Source organism: Streptomyces sp. NPDC058646, assembly GCF_042716875.1.
GTDB lineage: Bacteria > Actinomycetota > Actinomycetes > Streptomycetales > Streptomycetaceae > Streptomyces.
Window position 1 is genome coordinate 105,637 of the sequence record NZ_JBHXRK010000004.1, and the last position, 17,611, is coordinate 123,247.

The 17,611-nt window shown below is 72.7% G+C and carries 15 protein-coding genes; 6 read left to right on the plus strand and 9 right to left on the minus strand.

Annotated features, from left to right (window positions below; translation table 11 throughout):
• Positions 1-12: 12 nt before the first annotated feature.
• From whiA to ACFWUZ_RS07105, 6 genes are all read right to left on the minus strand, one after another.
• Positions 13-1,008 (minus strand): DNA-binding protein WhiA, encoded by a 996-nt coding sequence (gene whiA, locus ACFWUZ_RS07080; protein WP_030009075.1) that lies wholly within the window; start codon positions 1,006-1,008, stop codon positions 13-15.
• Positions 999-2,054: a uridine diphosphate-N-acetylglucosamine-binding protein YvcK gene (gene yvcK, locus ACFWUZ_RS07085; RefSeq protein ID WP_384368364.1), complete on the minus strand. Its 1,056-nt coding sequence runs from the start codon at positions 2,052-2,054 to the stop codon at positions 999-1,001. The genes whiA and yvcK overlap by 10 nt, the downstream gene beginning before the upstream one ends.
• Positions 2,051-3,010 (minus strand): RNase adapter RapZ, encoded by a 960-nt coding sequence (gene rapZ, locus ACFWUZ_RS07090; RefSeq protein WP_384368367.1) that lies wholly within the window; start codon positions 3,008-3,010, stop codon positions 2,051-2,053. Before rapZ ends, yvcK begins: the two co-directional genes overlap by 4 nt.
• Positions 3,007-5,061 (minus strand): excinuclease ABC subunit UvrC, encoded by a 2,055-nt coding sequence (gene uvrC, locus ACFWUZ_RS07095; RefSeq protein ID WP_384368370.1) that lies wholly within the window; start codon positions 5,059-5,061, stop codon positions 3,007-3,009. The genes rapZ and uvrC overlap by 4 nt, the downstream gene beginning before the upstream one ends.
• Before the next feature lie 178 nt (positions 5,062-5,239).
• A complete protein-coding gene (locus tag ACFWUZ_RS07100; protein WP_384368854.1) occupies positions 5,240-6,040 on the minus strand; it encodes a hypothetical protein in 801 nt (266 codons plus the stop codon).
• A 5-nt stretch (positions 6,041-6,045) separates the two neighbouring features.
• Complete coding sequence (locus ACFWUZ_RS07105) at positions 6,046-6,648, minus strand: papain-like cysteine protease family protein (RefSeq protein WP_384368373.1); 603 nt, start codon at positions 6,646-6,648, stop codon at positions 6,046-6,048.
• A 228-nt stretch (positions 6,649-6,876) separates the two neighbouring features.
• On the opposite strand from ACFWUZ_RS07105, the gene ACFWUZ_RS07110 reads away from it, so the two are divergent.
• On the plus strand, positions 6,877-7,818 hold the full coding sequence (locus tag ACFWUZ_RS07110) for a hypothetical protein (RefSeq protein WP_384368376.1): 942 nt from the start codon (positions 6,877-6,879) through the stop codon (positions 7,816-7,818).
• 25 nt (positions 7,819-7,843) lie between these two features.
• On the opposite strand, the gene ACFWUZ_RS07115 is transcribed toward ACFWUZ_RS07110, so the two are convergent.
• Entirely contained in the window at positions 7,844-8,275 is a 432-nt protein-coding gene (locus tag ACFWUZ_RS07115; protein WP_384368379.1) for a Rieske (2Fe-2S) protein, read from the minus strand.
• A gap of 84 nt (positions 8,276-8,359) precedes the next feature.
• Between ACFWUZ_RS07115 and ACFWUZ_RS07120 the strand changes: the two genes are divergently transcribed.
• Positions 8,360-9,241, plus strand: coding sequence for a carbohydrate kinase (locus ACFWUZ_RS07120; protein ID WP_384368382.1), 882 nt, complete (start codon positions 8,360-8,362; stop codon positions 9,239-9,241).
• Positions 9,242-9,302: 61 nt separating this feature from the next.
• The gene (locus ACFWUZ_RS07125) at positions 9,303-9,953 is read left to right on the plus strand and encodes an NAD(P)-dependent oxidoreductase (protein WP_384368385.1); all 651 of its coding nucleotides are present in this window, start codon (positions 9,303-9,305) and stop codon (positions 9,951-9,953) included.
• A 450-nt stretch (positions 9,954-10,403) separates the two neighbouring features.
• On the opposite strand, the gene uvrA is transcribed toward ACFWUZ_RS07125, so the two are convergent.
• The gene (gene uvrA, locus ACFWUZ_RS07130) at positions 10,404-13,394 is read right to left on the minus strand and encodes an excinuclease ABC subunit UvrA (protein WP_384368388.1); all 2,991 of its coding nucleotides are present in this window, start codon (positions 13,392-13,394) and stop codon (positions 10,404-10,406) included.
• Positions 13,395-13,582: 188 nt separating this feature from the next.
• On the opposite strand from uvrA, the gene ACFWUZ_RS07135 reads away from it, so the two are divergent.
• From ACFWUZ_RS07135 to ACFWUZ_RS07145, 3 genes are all read left to right on the plus strand, one after another.
• A complete protein-coding gene (locus ACFWUZ_RS07135; RefSeq protein ID WP_384368391.1) occupies positions 13,583-14,284 on the plus strand; it encodes a maleylpyruvate isomerase family mycothiol-dependent enzyme in 702 nt (233 codons plus the stop codon).
• Between the two features lie 41 nt (positions 14,285-14,325).
• The gene (locus ACFWUZ_RS07140) at positions 14,326-14,982 is read left to right on the plus strand and encodes an MBL fold metallo-hydrolase (RefSeq protein ID WP_384368394.1); all 657 of its coding nucleotides are present in this window, start codon (positions 14,326-14,328) and stop codon (positions 14,980-14,982) included.
• A 150-nt stretch (positions 14,983-15,132) separates the two neighbouring features.
• A complete protein-coding gene (locus ACFWUZ_RS07145) occupies positions 15,133-16,467 on the plus strand; it encodes an MFS transporter (protein ID WP_384368857.1) in 1,335 nt (444 codons plus the stop codon).
• 28 nt (positions 16,468-16,495) lie between these two features.
• Here ACFWUZ_RS07145 and ACFWUZ_RS07150 read toward each other — a convergent pair whose 3' ends face one another.
• Complete coding sequence (locus ACFWUZ_RS07150; RefSeq protein ID WP_384368860.1) at positions 16,496-17,479, minus strand: TerC family protein; 984 nt, start codon at positions 17,477-17,479, stop codon at positions 16,496-16,498.
• Positions 17,480-17,611 lie beyond the last annotated feature (132 nt).

The window sequence follows — 17,611 nt, forward strand, 5'->3', positions numbered from 1 at the left end:
TACGGGGGAACGTCAGCCGGCCATGTTGTCGGCCATCTCCTCGCTGAGGTCCAGGTTCGACTCCGTGCCCGGGATGCCGAGGTCCTGGGCCCGCTTGTCCGCCATGGCCAGCAGGCGGCGGATCCGGCCCGCGACCGCGTCCTTGGTCAGCGGCGGATCGGCGAGCGCGCCCAGCTCCTCCAGGGAGGCCTGCTTGTGCTCCATGCGCAGCCGGCCGGCCGCGGCGAGGTGCTCGGGGACCTCCTCGCCGAGGATCTCCAGGGCGCGCTGGACGCGGGCTCCCGCGGCGACGGCGGCCCGCGCCGAGCGGCGCAGGTTGGCGTCGTCGAAGTTGGCCAGGCGGTTGGCGGTGGCGCGCACTTCGCGCCGCATCCGCCGTTCCTCCCAGGCCAGCACCGACTCGTGGGCGCCGAGCCGGGTCAGCAGGGCGCCGATCGCGTCGCCGTCCCGGACGACGACCCGGTCCACGCCGCGCACCTCGCGCGCCTTGGCGGCGATGGACAGCCTGCGGGCGGCACCCACCAGGGCCAGGGCGGCCTCCGGGCCGGGGCAGGTGACCTCCAGGGAGGAGGACCTGCCCGGTTCGGTGAGCGATCCGTGGGCCAGGAAGGCGCCGCGCCAGGCCGCCTCGGCGTCGCAGGTGGCGCCGGAGACCACCTGGGGGGGCAGACCCCGGATGGGGCGTCCGCGGCCGTCCACGAGGCCCGTCTGGCGTGCCAGCTGGTCGCCGCCGGCCACCACCCGTACGACGTAGCGGCTGCCGCGGCGCAGTCCGCCGGGCGCCATGACCACGAGGTCGGAGGAGTGGCCGAAGATCTCCAGGATGTCCTTGCGCAGGCGCCGGGCGGCGATCCCGGTGTCCAGCTCCGCCTCGATGACGATGCGGCCGCTCACCAGGTGGAGGCCGCCCGCGAACCGAAGGATCGCCGAGACCTCCGCCTTCCTGCAGCACGTGCGGGTGACGGGGAGGCGGGAGATCTCATCCTTCACCGCGGGCGTCATCGCCATGGGCCGATCCTTCCATGCATCCGAAAAATACGGTCGTACGCGGCTGCAAGCAGCTCCGGATCATGCTTCGGAGAGCCGTCTTCCCTGGCCACGGGCGCCAGCTCGACCGCGGCACCGAACCGTTTTGCGGCATCGGCGAGGGACTCGCGGTCGGGCACGGCGGCCTCGTCGGCCAACACCACGTCCAGGGCGAGTTTAGGGGCGTGTCGGGCCAAAACCTCCAAATGACGCTGCGGAGAGAAGCCCTCTGTTTCACCGGGCTGCGGCGCGAGGTTCAGCGACAGGACCCGCCGGGCCTTCGTCTGGACGAGCGCGTCGAGCAGTTCCGGCACCAGCAGGTGCGGGATCACCGAGGAGAACCAGGACCCCGGCCCGAGCACCACCCAGTCGGCGTCGAGCACGGCCGCGACGGCCTCCGGCACGGCCGGCGGGTCGCTCGGCACGACCTGCACGGACAGCACCTCGCCCGGGGTCAGGGCCACCGTGGCCTGTCCGCGGACGGTGTCGACGTCCTCGGGGCGGGCCGGGTCGTGGCCCTTGACCAGGGCCTGGAGCTCCAGCGGCACCGCCGACATCGGGAGCACGCGGCCCTGTGCGCCGAGCAGCTTGCCGACCAGGTCGAGGGCCTGGACGGGGTCGCCGAGCTGTTCCCACAGGGCAACGATCAGCAGGTTGCCGACGGCGTGCCCGTGCAGGTCGCCCTGGGACTGGAAGCGGTGCTGGATGACCCGGGCCCAGGTCTGGCCCCAGTCGTCGTCCCCGCACAGCGCGGCCAGCGCCTTGCGCAGGTCGCCGGGCGGCAGGACGCCGAGCTCCTCCCGGAGCCGGCCGCTGGAGCCGCCGTCGTCGGCGACGGTGACGACGGCGGTGAGGTCACCGGTGATCCGGCGCAGGGCGGCGAGGGAGGCCGAAAGGCCCTGGCCGCCGCCGAGCGCGACCACCTTGGGCGCGGCGCCGCGCCGGCGGCCGGGGCGGCCCGCACCGTCCTCGCCCCGTCCCGGGGTGAGGCGGCGCAGGCGGCTCAGCCGCGGGGTCCGTGCGGTCACTCGCGCCCCATGTCCCGGTGGACGACGACGGTCTCGACTCCCTCGGAGGCGAGGCGGGCGGCGAGCTTCTCCGACACGGCCACGCTGCGGTGCTTGCCGCCGGTGCAGCCGACCGCGATGGTCACGTACCGCTTGCCCTCGCGGCGGTAGCCGGTGGCGATGAGCTGGAGCAGCTCGGTGTAGCGGTCGAGGAACTCCTTGGCGCCGGGCTGGCTGAAGACGTACCCCGACACCTCCTCGTGGAGCCCGGTGAAGGGGCGCAGTTCCGGGACCCAGTGCGGGTTGGGGATGAAGCGGCAGTCGACGACGAGGTCGGCGTCGACGGGCAGGCCGTACTTGTAGCCGAAGGACATGACGGTGGCCCGCAGCTCGGGCTCCTGGTCACCGGCGAACTGGGCGTCCATCTTCGCGCGCAGCTCGTGCACGTTCAGGCTGGAGGTGTCGATCACCAGGTCGGAGTCGCCGCGCAGCTCGCGCAGCAGGTCGCGCTCGGCGGCGATGCCGTCGGTGATGCGTCCGTCGCCCTGGAGGGGGTGCGGACGGCGCACCGACTCGAAGCGGCGCACCAGCGCGTCGTCGGAGGACTCCAGGAAGACGATGCGCCGGGTGACGCCGCGGCTGTCGAGGTCGGCGAGGGACTCCCGCAGGGCGTCGAAGAACTGCCGGCCGCGGACGTCCACGACGACGGCGATCCTCGCCACGTTGCCCTGGGAGCGGGCGCCGAGCTCCACCATGGTGGGGATCAGCGCCGGCGGGAGGTTGTCCACGACGAACCAGCCGAGGTCCTCCAAACACTTCGCCGCCGTACTGCGGCCGGCCCCGGACATCCCGGAGATGATCACCAGCTCGGGGATGGCCGCCTCGGCGGTATCGCCGGGCTCCACTGTCGTGCCCGTACTCACCTGTGCTCCGTCTCGGTCGTGCGCGGTCTTGGGATCGGACTCGTGCTCGGTCATTGCTCGGTCCCCCGTTCGGACGGTGCCCCCGCGGACGCGGGGGTCTCATCCTCAATGATCTCTCCTGTGGCCGTGTTGACCGCGGGAGCAGCGGGAACAGCCTGGGCGAGGGCCGCGGCCACGGTCTCGGCCGTCTTGCGGCCTATGCCCGGGACCTCGCAGATCTGGTCGATTGTCGCCTGTCGCAGCTTCTTCACCGAACCGAAGTGCTTCACCAAGGCCTGTTTGCGGCTCTCCCCCAGGCCGGGCACGTCGTCCAGCGGGCTGGTCTTCAGGCGCTTCCCCCGCTTGTTGCGCTGGTACTGGATGGCGAAGCGGTGGGCTTCGTCACGGACGCGCTGGAGCAGGTAGAGGCCCTCGCTGGTACGGGGCAGCACCACCGGGTCGTCCTCGCCGGGCAGCCAGACCTCCTCCAGCCGCTTGGCCAGGCCGCACACGGCGACGTCGTCGATGCCGAGCTCCTCCAGGGCCCGCTGGGCGGCCGCGACCTGGGGCTGCCCGCCGTCGACCACGACGAGCTGCGGCGGGTAGGCGAAGCGGCGGGGCCGCCCGTCGTCCTCGGCGAGCGGTTCCTCCCCGACCGCGCCGACGGGGCCGACGACGCCGTCGGCTCCGTCGGCACCGTTTTCGGGCGACCACTCCCCCGTCTTCAGCTTCTCCTGGAGGTAGCGCCGGAAGCGCCGGGAGACCACCTCGTGCATGGAGCGGACGTCGTCCTGCCCCTCGAAGGTCTTGATCTGGAAGCGGCGGTACTCGCTCTTGCGGGCGAGGCCGTCCTCGAAGACGACCATCGAGGCCACCACGTCCTCGCCCTGGAGGTGCGAGATGTCGAAGCACTCGATGCGCAGCGGGGCGCCGTCCAGGTCCAGGGCCTCGGCGATCTCCTCCAGGGCCCGGGAGCGGGTGGTGAGGTCGCTGGCGCGCTTGGTCTTGTGCAGGGCGAGCGACTGGAGCGCGTTGCGGTGGACGGTCTCCATCAGGGCCTTCTTGTCGCCGCGCTGCGGGATGCGCAGGCTGACGTTCGACCCGCGCCGCTCGGCGAGCCACTGGCTCAGGGCCGGGGTGTCCTCCGGGAGCGCCGGGACCAGCACCTCCTTGGGCACGGCCTCGCCCTTCTCCTCTCCGTACAGCTGCTGGAGGGCGTGCTCGACGAGCCCGGCCGTGTCCACGGCCTCGACCTTGTCGGTGACCCAGCCGCGCTGGCCGCGGACCCGGCCGCCGCGCACGTGGAAGATCTGCACGGCCGCCTCCAGCTCGTCCTCGGCGACGGCGACCAGGTCCGCGTCGGTGGCGTCGGCGAGGACCACGGCGTTCTTCTCCATGGCCCGCCGCAGCGCCCCTATGTCGTCGCGCAGCCGGGCCGCCTTCTCGTACTCCATCTCCTCGGCGGCCTCGTGCATCTGTGCTTCGAGGCGGGAGAGGTAGGTGCCGGTGCGGCCGGCCATGAAGTCGCAGAAGTCCTCGGCCAGTTCGCGGTGCTCCTCGGGGGTGACGCGGCCGACGCACGGCGCGGAGCACTTGCCGATGTAGCCGAGCAGGCAGGGCCGGCCGATCTGGGCGGAGCGCTTGAACACCCCGGCGGAGCAGGTCCGTACCGGGAACACCCGGAGCATCAGGTCGACGGTCTCGCGGATGGCCCAGGCGTGGCCGTAGGGGCCGAAGTACCGCACGCCCTTCTTCTTGGGCCCGCGCATGACCTGGACGCGGGGGTACTGCTCGTTCATGGTGACGGCGAGGGACGGGTAGCTCTTGTCGTCCCGGTACTTGACGTTGAACCGGGGGTCGTACTCCTTGATCCAGGAGTACTCCAGCTGGAGCGCCTCGACCTCGGTGGAGACCACGGTCCACTCGACGGACGCGGCCGTGGTCACCATCGTGGCGGTACGGGGGTGCAGGCCGGCGACGTCCTGGAAGTAGCTGGCCAGCCGCTGGCGCAGGCTCTTGGCCTTCCCGACGTAGATCACCCGGCGGTGCTCGTCACGGAACCGGTAGACCCCCGGGGAGTCGGGGATCTGACCCGGCTTGGGGCGGTAGCTGGAAGGGTCGGCCATGCCGACCACCCTACTTGCGCGGACCGACAACGGACCGTACCCGTCGCCACCACCGGCCACCCGCCCCAGCCCCGCCGACGACGGAGGCGCGGGCCCGGGCTCGGCCTGCCGGGGCTCGCGGCGGGGACCGGCGGCCGCAGGGCCCGGTGTGCGGTGGGGGCCGGGCCCTGCGGAGGGGCTACGCGGTGGCCCGGCGGCGGCGCAGCACCAGCACCCCCGCACCGCCCAGCGCGAGCGCACCCGCTCCGCCGGCCACCAACCCCACCGGGGCGCCGGAGTCCCGGGGACCGGGCTCCGCGAAGCCGCCCGCCACTCCCCGCCGGGCATACGCGGAGCCGGGGAGCTTGTCCCCGTAGTCCTTCGCCACCCGGACCCGGTACGCGTCGAGGGTGGTGCCCCCGGTGCCCACGGCCCGTACGGCGTCCTCGTCCAGGGGCAGCACCCTGCTGCCCCCGGTCACGTACCAGGCGTCGATCTGGGGCTCCCGGAACACGGTCCCGCCCGGCAGCTTCTCGGCACCGAGCTGCGCGAAGCGGAACTCGTCGTCCCCGGTGGCGATGTTCACGACCTGCCAGCCGGCCCCGGTCCGCGCGGTCCAGAGCGCGGCCTGCTGCCCGTCGGAGGAGACGGCCTTGCTGGCGAGGAACTCCAGGCGGGCGACGGGCGCCCCCTCCTCGCCCGCGACGAAGTCCGGCGAGAGGTGGTGGACCTCGACCGCCCCGCCCTCGATGCGGGGCTGCGCGGCGGCCTGCGTGACCTTGCCCTCCCGGGCGAAGAAGCGGGAGAGCGTGGCGAGGGTGTCGGGGGCCGCGGCCGCTGCGGAGGCGGCCTCCCTGGCGTGGGCGGTGGCGGCCTCCGGCTGCGGTACGGGGGCCGCGGGAGCCGCCGAGGCCCGCGGGGCGAGGCCGAGCAGCACGGCGGCGGCGAGCGCCGCGGCGGCGGCGGTCGCGGTGACGGTCGCGGTGGGGCGCGGTTCCATGGCGGTCACGCCCCTATCCGGTAGAGGGAGTGGGTCCAGGAGAAGGTGCTGTTGTTCACGTACCAGGCGTGCGAGGCCCAGTTGTAGCGGTCGCTGGACGGCCAGGGGTCGCCCCAGTAGACCCAGCTGTTGGCGGTGTCGTAGCCGTAGATGACGTGCATGTGTCCGCCTCCGCCGGACCACTGGATCCGGGTCTCGACCGGACGGTTGGCGTTGATCTCGGTCTGGACGGTGGAGTACTGGAGCCAGCCGTTCACGTACGAGCCGGCGTTGATGCCGGCCCAGCGCAGCCCCGTCTGGACGTTGCCGAGGGTGGCCTGGTTGTTGGGGCAGTCGGAGCCCTGCTGACGGTTGAAGGCGGCGTTGCAGAACTGGTTCTGGCTGTAGCTGCGGCCGAACCAGGTGGCGATGGTGTTGCCGCCCGCGGCCCAGCACCAGTTGGTCTTCTGCTGTGCCTGCATGGTGATGTTGAGGCGCTTGGAGGCGAGGGCCGCGCCGTGGGTGTCCGGGCCGGCCTCGACGGCGGTGGCGGTGCCGGCGGTGGACAGGGCCATGAGCAGGGCGGTGAGGACGGCGGCCGGGGAAAGCCGCCTGTTTCGGTTGCGCATCGCGTTCCTCCCGAGGTGGGGAGTGGGGGTGGAGGAGCGCGTCCGGACGCTGTGGAGGAGCATCAGGGTGTTGTCGCGATCAGGTCAACACGCTTCAATACGCGATGACATTGCGGTGTGAATGCTGGGGCTGCGGTGTGAACGGTGGCTGTGGTTTCACCTGGTCCTTGCGGCCGCCGGCGCGATCCGGCCGCCACGGCGCGTGTGAACGTTCACAGAGGAGTCGCCATGGGGCCGACCGGGCAGACGGCGGGCACGGCGGAATTCAGCCGACTGCTGCGCGAGGGCCCCTTCCACCTCGCCCTGCGGGCCGCCCTGGCCGCCCGCGGACTGCCCCTGCAACGGATACAGCAAAGGCTTGCGGCGCGCGGCATCAAGGTGGGGGTCACCAGCCTCAGCTACTGGCAGCAGGGCGCCCGGCGGCCCCGCCACGCGGAGTCGCTCCGGGCCGTCCGCGCCCTGGAGCAGATCCTCGACCTGCCCGACGGCGCCCTCCTGCGCCTCCTGAGCACCTCGGACCCGGGCCCCGGGCCCGCCCGCCCGGCCGCCCGTCCGTACCGGACGCTGGTGAGCGCGGGCGCGGCGGTGGAGCAGCTGCTGGAGGCGATGGACCTCCCGCCGGACGGGGGGCTGCACTCGGTCGGCCACCACGAGCGGGTCCGCATCGGGCCGGCGGGCGAGCTGTCCGGCCGGGATTCGCAGCAGATCGTGCGGGCCCACCGCGACGGGGTCGACCGCTACCTCGCCGTCCACCACGGGGACCCGGGCTGCGACCCGTCCCGGGTGGAGGTGAGGGCGTACGAGAACTGCCGCACGGGCCGCGTGCGCTGGCATCCGGAGACCGGGATGGTGGTCGCCGAACTGCTCTTCGACGCCCGGCTGCGGCGCGGCGACACCTACGTCTTCGGCTACGCCGTCGAGGACGGGACGGCGGCGCGCAGCACGGAGTACGTGCGCGGCTTCAGCTACGCGGGCGGGCAGTACATGCTGCAGGTGCGCTTCGACGAGGCGGCGCTGCCGGTGCGCTGCCTGCGCTTCGCCCGTACCGGGCCCGGCGCCCCGCGCACCGGCCTCGCGGACCTGACGCCGAGCGGACGGCACCGGGCGGTGCACCTGGTGGAGCGGGAGGTGCGGCGCGGGCTGCTCGGGATCGCCTGGGACTGGGACTGAACCCGCGGGCCGCTCCGCCCGCCGGTCAGCCGGCGACGAGCTTGCCGCCCGTGGCGGTGACCGGGACGGCGGGCAGCGGATCGGTGGCCGGGCCGCGCAGGACCGCGCCGGTGGTCACGTCGAAGCGGCTGCCGTGGCAGGGGCAGTTGCCCTCACCCTCGACGATCTTGTCCAGCACGCAGCCGGCGTGCGTGCACTGGGCACTGAACGCCTTGTACCGGCCCTCCGCCGGGCAGCTGACGACGAGCTTCTGCTCCCGGTACAGCTTCGCCCCGCCCACCGGCACGTCGGCGGCGGCCCCCAGCTCCACCGGCGCGGTGGGCGTCGCGGGGGTGTTCCCGCCGCTGTCGGTCGCGGTGGAGCAGGCCGTGAGAGCCGCTCCGGCGCCGGCTGCTCCCGCGAGCGCGGCTGCGCCCCGCAGGACGGTACGGCGGGCGGGGGACGGCGACGCGGACATGGAGTTCTCCTGGAGGAACGGCGGCGACGGGCGGGGCACGGTGCTCCCGACGATACCGCCGCCCGATGGGGTAACTTCCCCCGCGTGATCGTCGTCGGTGGAGAAGCCCTGATCGACCTCGTGCCCGTGGCGCGGCCGCCGGGCGCGCTGCTGCCGCGGCCGGGCGGCGGACCGTACAACACCGCGCTGGCCCTGGGGCGGCTGGGCGCGGAGGTGGCCTTCTGCTCCCGGGTCTCGGCGGACGGCTTCGGCGAAACCCTGCTGGCCGGTCTGCGGGCGGCCGGGGTGGACCTGTCGCTGGTCCAGCGCGGGCCGGAGCCGACCACCCTCGCCGTGCCCTCGCTGGACCCGGACGGCTCCGCCTCGTACGCCTTCTACGTCGAGGGCACCGCGGACCGGCTGTTCACCCTGCCCCCCGCCCTGCCGGAGGGCGTACGGGCCCTCGCGCTCGGCACCTGCTCGCTGGTCCTGGAGCCGGGCGCGGGAGCCTACGAGGCCCTGCTGCGCCGGGAGGCGCGGCGGGGGTTGCTGACCCTGCTGGACCCCAACATCCGGCCCGCCCTGATCGCGGACCCGGCGGGCTACCGGGCGCGCTTCCTGAGCCGGCTGCTGCCGTACGCGACCGTCCTCAAGCTGTCGGAGGAGGACGCGCGATGGCTGGGCGGCCGGCCTGCGGACTGGCTGGCGGCGGGCCCGTCGGCGGTGGTGCTGACGCGGGGTGCGGCGGGCCTGACGGTGTGGACCCGGGAGGGTGCGGAGCACACGGTGGCGGCCCGCCGGGTCGCCGTGGCCGACACGATCGGCGCGGGCGACACCGTCAACGCCGCGCTGCTGCACCGGCTTCCGGCGGCGCCCGGCGCGCCGGTGGACTGGCCGGACGTCCTGGCGTACGCCGCCCACGCGGCGGCCCTCACCTGCAGCCGGGCGGGTGCGGAGCCGCCGTACGCGGCCGAGCTCGCCCCCTGAGCCGCCTGCCGATCTTGCCGGATCCGTCCCGGACCCTGCCCGCTCCGGCGAGGATGGGGGCATGGAAATCACGGTATTCGGGGCCACGGGCGGCGTGGGCCGGGAAGTCGTCAGGCAGGCACTGGCCGCCGGCCACGAGGTGACGGCCGTCGTCCGCGACCCGGCCCGGCTGGACGTGGCGCCCCACGACCGGCTCCGGGTGGCGGTCGTGGCCGACCTGACGGACGCGGATGCGCTCGTGCCCGTGCTGGAGGGCCGGTCGGCGGTGGTCTCGGCCCTCGGTGCGGCCGGCAACAAGCAGGCCAAGGCGGCCCCGGTCACCGGCCCGGCGCTGCGGGGCATCCTCGCGGCGATGGAGCGGGCGGGCGTGTCCCGTCTGGCGGCCGTCAGCGCGGCCCCGGTCGGGCCGGACGTGCCGGGCGACGGGATCTTCACGCGGGCGGTGCTCCTGCCCGTCCTGCGGCGGGTCCTGCGGGACCTGTACGCGGACCTCGCGGTCATGGAGGCGGTCATCGCCGCCAGCCGCACGCAGTGGACGGTGATCCGCCCTCCCCGCCTGCTGAACAGGCCCGGGACGGGCACCTACCGCCGCGTCGTCGGCGGCAACGTCCCCGGGGGCCGGGTCATCCCCCGCGCGGACGTCGCCCACGCCCTCCTGACCGCCCTGACCGACCCGGCGAGCCCCGGCCACGCGGTGGGCGTCGCCACCTGACCCCCTCGGCCCCGAAGAACACAGAACCGCACCCCACCCTCCGGCCCCGCCAGGTGGCACCTCCCAGCGGAGCCCGAGGCGCGGGGCCCGGGGGCCGAGCCCTGACAGCGGCACCGCCGACAGGACGCGAAAGAGACCCGGCCGCTACGGGACCGGGCGGAGCCCCCGGCAGCGGCGCCCCCGCCAGGACGCGAAAGGGGCCGGGTCGATGCAGGCTCCGGACGCGCCCAGCAGCAGCACCGACAGGACGCGAAAGAGACCCGGCCGCTGCGAGACCCGGGCGGAGCCCCGGCGCGGGACCCGGCCTGCGGGATCCACGCGGAGCCCCGGCAGCCGGCCCGGCCGCTGCGGGGTCCGGGGGGCGGGGCCCCGGCAGCGGCGTCGCAGACGGGGACGGGGACGGGGCCCGGCCACAGGCCGGGCCCCTTCCCGCCGAGCACAGCGCAGCGACTACGCCTTGCGGGCGCGCGTCGCCTTCTTGGCCGGGGCGGCCTTCTTCGCCGCGGTGGCCGCCGCCTTCTTCGCCGGGGCGGCAGCCCGCTTGGCCGGAGCCTTCTTCGCCGCGGTCCGCGCCGCAGGCGTCCCCGCGTCGGAGACCCGGTCCGCGCCCAGGATGTCCCGGAGGAACTTGCCGGTGTGGCTGGCCCCCACCGAGGCGACCTGCTCCGGTGTGCCCTCGGCGACGACGATACCGCCGCCGTAACCACCCTCCGGGCCCATGTCGATGACCCAGTCCGCGGTCTTGATGACGTCCAGGTTGTGCTCGATGACGATCACCGAGTTGCCCTTGTCCACCAGCCCCGACAGCACCTTGATCAGCTTCGAGATGTCCTCGAAGTGCAGACCCGTCGTCGGCTCGTCCAGGACGTACACCGTCCGGCCCGTCGAGCGCTTCTGGAGCTCGGAGGCCAGCTTCACGCGCTGCGCCTCGCCGCCCGACAGGGTCGGCGCGGACTGGCCGAGGCGGACGTAGCCCAGCCCGACCTCGTTCAGCGTGCGCAGGTGGCGCGAGATGGTCGGCACCGCCTCGAAGAAGTCCAGCGCCTCCTCGATCGGCATGTTGAGGACCTCGGCGATGGACTTGCCCTTGTAGTGGACCTCCAGGGTCTCCCGGTTGTACCGGTCGCCGTGGCAGACCTCGCAGGGGACGTAGACGTCCGGGAGGAAGTTCATCTCGATCTTGATCGTGCCGTCGCCGGAGCAGTTCTCGCAGCGGCCGCCCTTCACGTTGAAGGAGAAGCGGCCCGGCAGGTAGCCGCGGACCTTCGCCTCCATCGTCTCCGCGAAGAGCTTGCGCACGTGGTCGAAGACGCCGGTGTACGTGGCCGGGTTGGACCGGGGGGTCCGGCCGATCGGCGACTGGTCGACGTGCACGACCTTGTCGACGAGGTCGTCCCCGTCGACCCGGGTGTGGCGGCCGGGCACCGAACGGGCGCCGTTCAGCTCGCGCGCCAGGTGCGTGTACAGGATGTCGTTGACCAGCGTGGACTTGCCGGATCCCGAGACACCGGTCACCGCGGTGAGCACGCCCAGCGGGAAGGACACGTCGATGTCCCGCAGATTGTTCTCCTTGGCACCGTGGACGGTGAGCTTCCGCTCGCCGTTCACGGGCCGGCGGACGTCCGGGATGGCAATGGACCGCTTGCCCGACAGGTACTGCCCGGTCATCGACTCGGTGTTCTTCAGCAGCTCCTTCAACGAGCCGCTGTGCACCACCTTGCCGCCGTGCTCGCCCGCGCCGGGGCCGATGTCGACGACCCAGTCGGCCACCTTGATGGTGTCCTCGTCGTGCTCGACGACGATGAGCGTGTTGCCCATGTCCCGCAGCCGCACCAGCGTCTCGATCAGCCGGTGGTTGTCCCGCTGGTGCAGGCCGATGGAGGGCTCGTCCAGCACGTAGAGCACGCCGACCAGGCCGGAGCCGATCTGCGTGGCCAGGCGGATGCGCTGGGCCTCGCCGCCCGACAGGGTGCCGGCCGCGCGGTTGAGCGAGAGGTAGTCCAGTCCGACGTCCACGAGGAAGCGCAGCCGCTCGTTGACCTCCTTGAGGACCCGCTCGGCGATCTTCTTGTCGCGGGCGTCGAGGCGCAGCCGCCCCAGGAAGTCCGCGCACTCGCTGATCGACATGGCGGCGACCTCGGCGATGGACTTCTCCATCACGGTCACCGCGAGGACGATCGGCTTGAGCCGGGTCCCGTCACAGGTCGGGCAGGGCACCTCGCGCATGTAGCCCTCGAAGCGCTCGCGGCTGGCGTCGCTCTCGGATTCCGCGTGCCGCCGCTTGACGAAGGGCACGGCGCCCTCGAAGGCCGTCGTGTAGGCCCGCTCCCGCCCGTACCGGTTGCGGTAGCGGACCTCGATCTGCGTCTTGTGCCCGTAGAGCAGGGCTTTCCTCGCCCGCAGCGGCAGTCCGGCCCAGGCGATGTCCGTGCGGAAGCCCAGCTCCCCGGCGAGCGCGCCGATCAGCCGCTGGAAGTAGTCCTTGGTGTGGCCGAGCGACCAGGGCGAGACCGCGCCCTCGTCCAGGGACTTGTCCTCGTCCGGGACGATCAGCTCCGGGTCGACCTCCATGCGGGTGCCGATGCCCGTGCACTCCGGGCAGGCGCCGAAGGGCGAGTTGAAGGAGAAGGAGCGCGGCTCCAGCTCCTCGAAGGACAGGTCGTCGTACGGGCAGTAGAGGTGCTCGGAGTACATCCGCTCGCGCTCGGGGTCGTCCTCGGCGAGGTCGACGAAGTCCAGGATGACCATGCCGCCGGACAGGCCGAGGGCGGTCTCCACCGAGTCGGTGAGCCGGCGCTTGGCGCTCTCCTTGACGGTGAGGCGGTCGATGACCACCTCGATGGTGTGCTTCTCCTGCTTCTTCAGCGCGGGCGGCTCGGAGAGCTGGATGGTCTGCCCGTCCACCCGCGCCCGGCTGTAACCCTTGGTCTGCAGGTCGGCGAAGAGGTCGACGAACTCGCCCTTGCGCTCGCGCACCAGCGGCGAGAGGACCTGGAAGCGGCTGCCCTCGGGAAGGGCGAGCACCTTGTCGACGATCGCCTGCGGGGACTGGCGCGAGATGGGGCGCCGGCACTCGGGGCAGTGCGGCTTGCCGATGCGGGCGAACAGCAGGCGGAGGTAGTCGTAGACCTCGGTGATGGTGCCCACGGTCGAGCGCGGGTTGCGCGAGGTCGACTTCTGGTCGATCGAGACGGCCGGGGAGAGGCCCTCGATGAAGTCGACGTCGGGCTTGTCCATCTGCCCGAGGAACTGGCGGGCGTACGACGAGAGCGACTCGACGTAGCGGCGCTGGCCCTCGGCGAAGATCGTGTCGAAGGCCAGGGAGGACTTGCCCGATCCGGAGAGTCCGGTGAAGACGATGAGTGAGTCGCGGGGCAGGTCGAGCGAGACGTTCTTCAGGTTGTGCTCGCGAGCGCCACGAACGATGAGACGGTCGGTCACGCCGGTCCGCACCTTTCTTGAGAGAGCGGGGGCACGGGCCCCCGTCCCAGGGTATGGGGGGCGCCTCTGCGTTTGGACTGGGTCCTTGGACTTCCGAGCGTATAGCACGCACATTCGATTTACGGCACTGCGCAGACCCCTTCACCCGATCGTGTGGCCACGGGCGGCGAGCCACTAGGCTCGGCTTCATGACTGATCATGTGCACGACCTGCGATCTGTACGTGAAGCCACGGACCGAGTGCTGACCGCTGTCGCGAAACTGGACAACGCCGCCCTGGCCGAGGAGTCACATCTCCCCGGCTGGAGCCGGGGCCACATCCTGGCCCACCTCGCACGCAACGCGGACGCCCTCGTCAACGTCCTGGAGGGGCGCCCGATGTACGAGAGCGCCGCCGCGCGCGACGAGGACATCGCCCGCGACGCCGGCCGCTCCCTGGAAGAACACCTGGCGGACCTCCGTGATTCCGCGGGGCGCTTCCTCGCCGCCTCCGAGCCCGCCCAGGACTGGTCCCGCACGGTCGAGCTGCGCAACGGCGTCACCGACCTCGCCGCCAACGTGCCCTTCCGCCGGCTCGTCGAGGTCGAGCTGCACCACGTGGACCTGGACGTCGGCTACGAGCTCTCCGACCTCCCGGCCGCCTTCACCGACCGCGAGATCGCCTTCCTCGCGGACCGCTGGTCCGGCCGCCCGGAGGTCCCACCGGTGACCCTGACCGCGTCCGCCCCCTCCGGCGACCGGGTCTGGCACACGGGCGGCTCCGAGGGCTCCCCGGTGACCGTCAGCGGCCCCCCGGACGAGCTGCTCGGCTGGCTGGCCGGGCGCGGCTCCAAGGGCGCGGGCCTCTCCGCCGAGGGCGGCGACGGCCTGCCCGGGCTGCCGCCCCTCTAGGAACGCGCACCTCCCGGAACGCACACCTCTAGGATCGACACATGACGTACAGCGGAGCGGTCAAGGTCGGCGGTCCGGCCGACGTGCACGAACTCGCGGACCTGATGATTTCCAAGGTCGCGGTGGGCTCGATGAACAACAACGCCTACCTGCTGCGCTGCCGGGCCACCGGCAAGCAGCTCCTGATCGACGCGGCGGCGGACGCGGACGCGCTGCTGAGCCTGATCGGGGACGACGGCATCGAGTCCGTCGTCACCACCCACCGGCACGGCGACCACTGGGGCGCGCTCCAGAGCGTCGTCGAGGCGACGGGCGCGACCACCTACGCGGGCGCCTACGACGCCGAGGGCATCCCGGTGGCGACCGACGTCCCGGTCGCGGACGGGGACACCGTACGCGTCGGGCGGGTCGAGCTGACCGCGCGGCACCTGGTCGGCCACACCCCCGGCTCCATCGCCCTGATCTACGACGACCCGCACGGGCACCCGCACGTGTTCACCGGGGACTGCCTCTTCCCGGGCGGCGTCGGCAACACCTGGGGCGACCCGGAGGCCTTCGTCCAGCTGATCGACGACGTGCAGCACAAGCTCTTCGAGCAGCTGCCGGACGAGACCTGGGTCTACCCCGGGCACGGCAACGACACCACCCTCGGTGCCGAGCGGCCGCACCTCGCCGAATGGCGCGAGCGCGGCTGGTAGACCGCGCCACGCGTCAACTTCGGTACGCGGTGCATTCCTTCCGGTCGATGATGACCGAACGCACGTCCTGAGGGCCGGGGAAGGGGTACTTGCTGCTCCATGCAACAAGACCCCTCCCCGGCCCCGTCCGCCGGTTCCACCGGTCCCGGCATGCTGCGGCTCGCCTCGGCCTCGCTCGCCGGGACCGCGATCGAGTTCTACGACTTCTTCGTCTACGGCACGGCCGCCGCCCTGGTGCTCGGCCCGCTCTTCTTCCCTTCCTTCTCCCCGCTCGCCGGGACCCTCGCCGCTTTCGGCACCTTCGGCGTCGGCTTCCTCGCCCGCCCCCTGGGCTCCGCCCTGTTCGGCCACATCGGCGACCGCTACGGGCGGCGGCCGGTCCTGCTGGGTTCCCTGCTGCTGACCGGCGTCGCCACGGTGGCCGTCGGCTGCGTGCCGACGTACGCGTCGATCGGCACGGCGGCGCCCGTACTGCTGCTCCTGCTGCGCTTCCTGCAAGGACTCGGCCTCGGCGGCGAGTGGGGCGGAGCGGTGCTGCTGACCGCCGAGCACGCCCCCGAGCGGCGGCGCGGGCTGTGGTCGAGCTTCCCGCAGATCGGCCCGGCGGTGGGCTTCCTGCTGGCCAACGGCATGGTCCTCGCCCTGTCGGCGACCCTGTCCGAAGCCCGGTTCACCTCGTGGGGCTGGAGGGTGCCGTTCTGGGCGGCCGGCCTGCTGGCGCTCGCCGGCCTGTGGCTGCGCCGCTCGGTGGAGGAGACCCCGCAGTTCCGCGCGCTCGCCGAGACCGGGCGGCGGGCCGAGGCCCCGCTGGCCGAGGTGGTGCGGGGTCACTGGCGGCTGCTGCTGCTGACCGGCGGTGCGCTCGCCGTGGGCTACGCCGTCTTCTACGCGGTCACCACCTGGTCCCTCGCGTACGCCACCGAGCGGCTCGGGATGGGCCGCACGGTGGTCCTCGCCTGCATCATGGGCGCGGTCGCCCTGAAGGGGCTGGTGACCCCGCTGGTGGCGGTGCTGGGCGACCGCTACGGGCGGCGGCCGCTGTGCCTGGCCGGGTGCGCGGCCTGCGCCCTGTGGATGTTCCCGCTGGTGGCCCTGCTGAGCACGGCCGACCCGCTGCTGATGACGCTGGGCTTCGTCGGGGCGCTGCTGGGCATGGTGACGATGTTCGCCGTGGTGGGGGCGTACCTGCCGGAGCTGTACGCCCCGCGGATCCGCTGCACGGGCGCGGCCGTCGGCTACAACCTGGGCGGCGTGCTGGGCGGGGCGCTGACCCCGATCGTGGCGACGGCGCTGGCGGACGGCTCCGGTCCGCCGTGGGGGGTGGCGGTGTACCTGACCGCGATCGCCCTGCTGAGCCTGGCCTGCTTCGCCCTGCTGCCGGAGACGAACCCGGTGGTGGTCCGGCAGCGGTCCGGCCGGGACGCGGACGGGGACGGGGGTGCGGGCGCGAAGACGGGGGCGGCCGCTTCGGCCGCCCCCGTCTAGGGCTTCGGGGCCGCGGGGCCCGGTCCGCTCAGGCGTCGATGCTCTCCGGGCGGGCGGCGGCCTCGGCCGCCGCCTGCTTCTTGGAGGCCACCAGACTGGTGATCGTGGTGATCACCAGGACGCCGCAGATCACGCCGAGGGAGACGGGGATCGAGATCACGGGGACGTGCACCCCGGACTCGTGCAGGGCGTGCAGCACCAGCTTGACGCCGATGAAGCCGAGGATGATCGACAGGCCGTAGCTGAGGTGGACCAGCTTCTTGAGCAGACCGCCGATGAGGAAGTACAGCTGGCGCAGGCCCATCAGCGCGAAGGCGTTGGCGGTGAAGACGATGTACGGGTCCTGGGTGAGGCCGAAGATCGCGGGGATCGAGTCCAGGGCGAAGAGCACGTCGGTGGTGCCGATGGCGAGCATGACGACCATCAGCGGGGTCAGGACGCGCTTGCCGTTGCTCTGGATGAAGAGCTTGGTGCCGTGGTACTTGTCGGCGACGCCGAACTTCTTCTCGACGGACTTGAGGAGGCGGTTCTCCTCGAACTCCTCGTCCTCCTCGTCCTTGCGGGCCTCCTGGATCAGCTTCCACGCCGTGTAGATCAGGAAGGCGCCGAAGATGTAGAAGACCCAGGAGAAGCTGGCGATGATCGCCGCGCCGGCCGCGATGAAGATCGCGCGCAGCACCAGGGCGATGAGCACGCCCACGAGCAGGACGCGCTGCTGGAGGTGGGAGGGCACCGCGAACTTCGCCATGATCAGGACGAAGACGAAGAGGTTGTCGACGCTCAGGGACTTCTCGGTGATGAAGCCCGCGAAGAACTCCTGGGAGGCCTGACCGTTCCCGAAGAACCACAGGCCGAGGCCGAAGAGCGCGGCGAGGACGATCCAGACGACCGTCCAGGTGCCCGCTTCCTTGATCGATACGTCGTGGGGCTTGCGGCCGATGAAGAAATCGGCGCCGATGAGGAGGGACAGACCAAGAATGGTCGCAGCCCAAAGGGCCCAGGAAACTTCCACGGTGAACACGCCTCCGGCGGGATGGCTCAGCACTTCGTCAGCGTCATCGCTGCCGGAGGTCTCTTCCACCCGGGCGACCTGGAGGCCGTGGGCCGACGCCCCGGGACCGACTGCGTCCAGCAACCGAGTGGT

Bases quoted from the DNA above. Each gene is read 5' to 3' on its own strand.
- ACFWUZ_RS07125 (WP_384368385.1), top strand. From the start codon at position 9,303: ATGGAAATCACGGTATTCGGGGCCACGGGCGGCGTGGGCCGGGAAGTC.
- ACFWUZ_RS07105 (WP_384368373.1), bottom strand. From the start codon at position 6,648: ATGCGCAACCGAAACAGGCGGCTTTCCCCGGCCGCCGTCCTCACCGCC.
- ACFWUZ_RS07145 (WP_384368857.1), top strand. From the start codon at position 15,133: ATGCTGCGGCTCGCCTCGGCCTCGCTCGCCGGGACCGCGATCGAGTTC.
- whiA (WP_030009075.1), bottom strand. From the start codon at position 1,008: ATGGCGATGACGCCCGCGGTGAAGGATGAGATCTCCCGCCTCCCCGTC.
- ACFWUZ_RS07100 (WP_384368854.1), bottom strand. From the start codon at position 6,040: ATGGAACCGCGCCCCACCGCGACCGTCACCGCGACCGCCGCCGCCGCG.
- ACFWUZ_RS07135 (WP_384368391.1), top strand. From the start codon at position 13,583: ATGACTGATCATGTGCACGACCTGCGATCTGTACGTGAAGCCACGGAC.
- uvrC (WP_384368370.1), bottom strand. From the start codon at position 5,061: ATGGCCGACCCTTCCAGCTACCGCCCCAAGCCGGGTCAGATCCCCGAC.
- ACFWUZ_RS07140 (WP_384368394.1), top strand. From the start codon at position 14,326: ATGACGTACAGCGGAGCGGTCAAGGTCGGCGGTCCGGCCGACGTGCAC.
- ACFWUZ_RS07115 (WP_384368379.1), bottom strand. From the start codon at position 8,275: ATGTCCGCGTCGCCGTCCCCCGCCCGCCGTACCGTCCTGCGGGGCGCA.
- rapZ (WP_384368367.1), bottom strand. From the start codon at position 3,010: ATGACCGAGCACGAGTCCGATCCCAAGACCGCGCACGACCGAGACGGA.
- ACFWUZ_RS07110 (WP_384368376.1), top strand. From the start codon at position 6,877: ATGGGGCCGACCGGGCAGACGGCGGGCACGGCGGAATTCAGCCGACTG.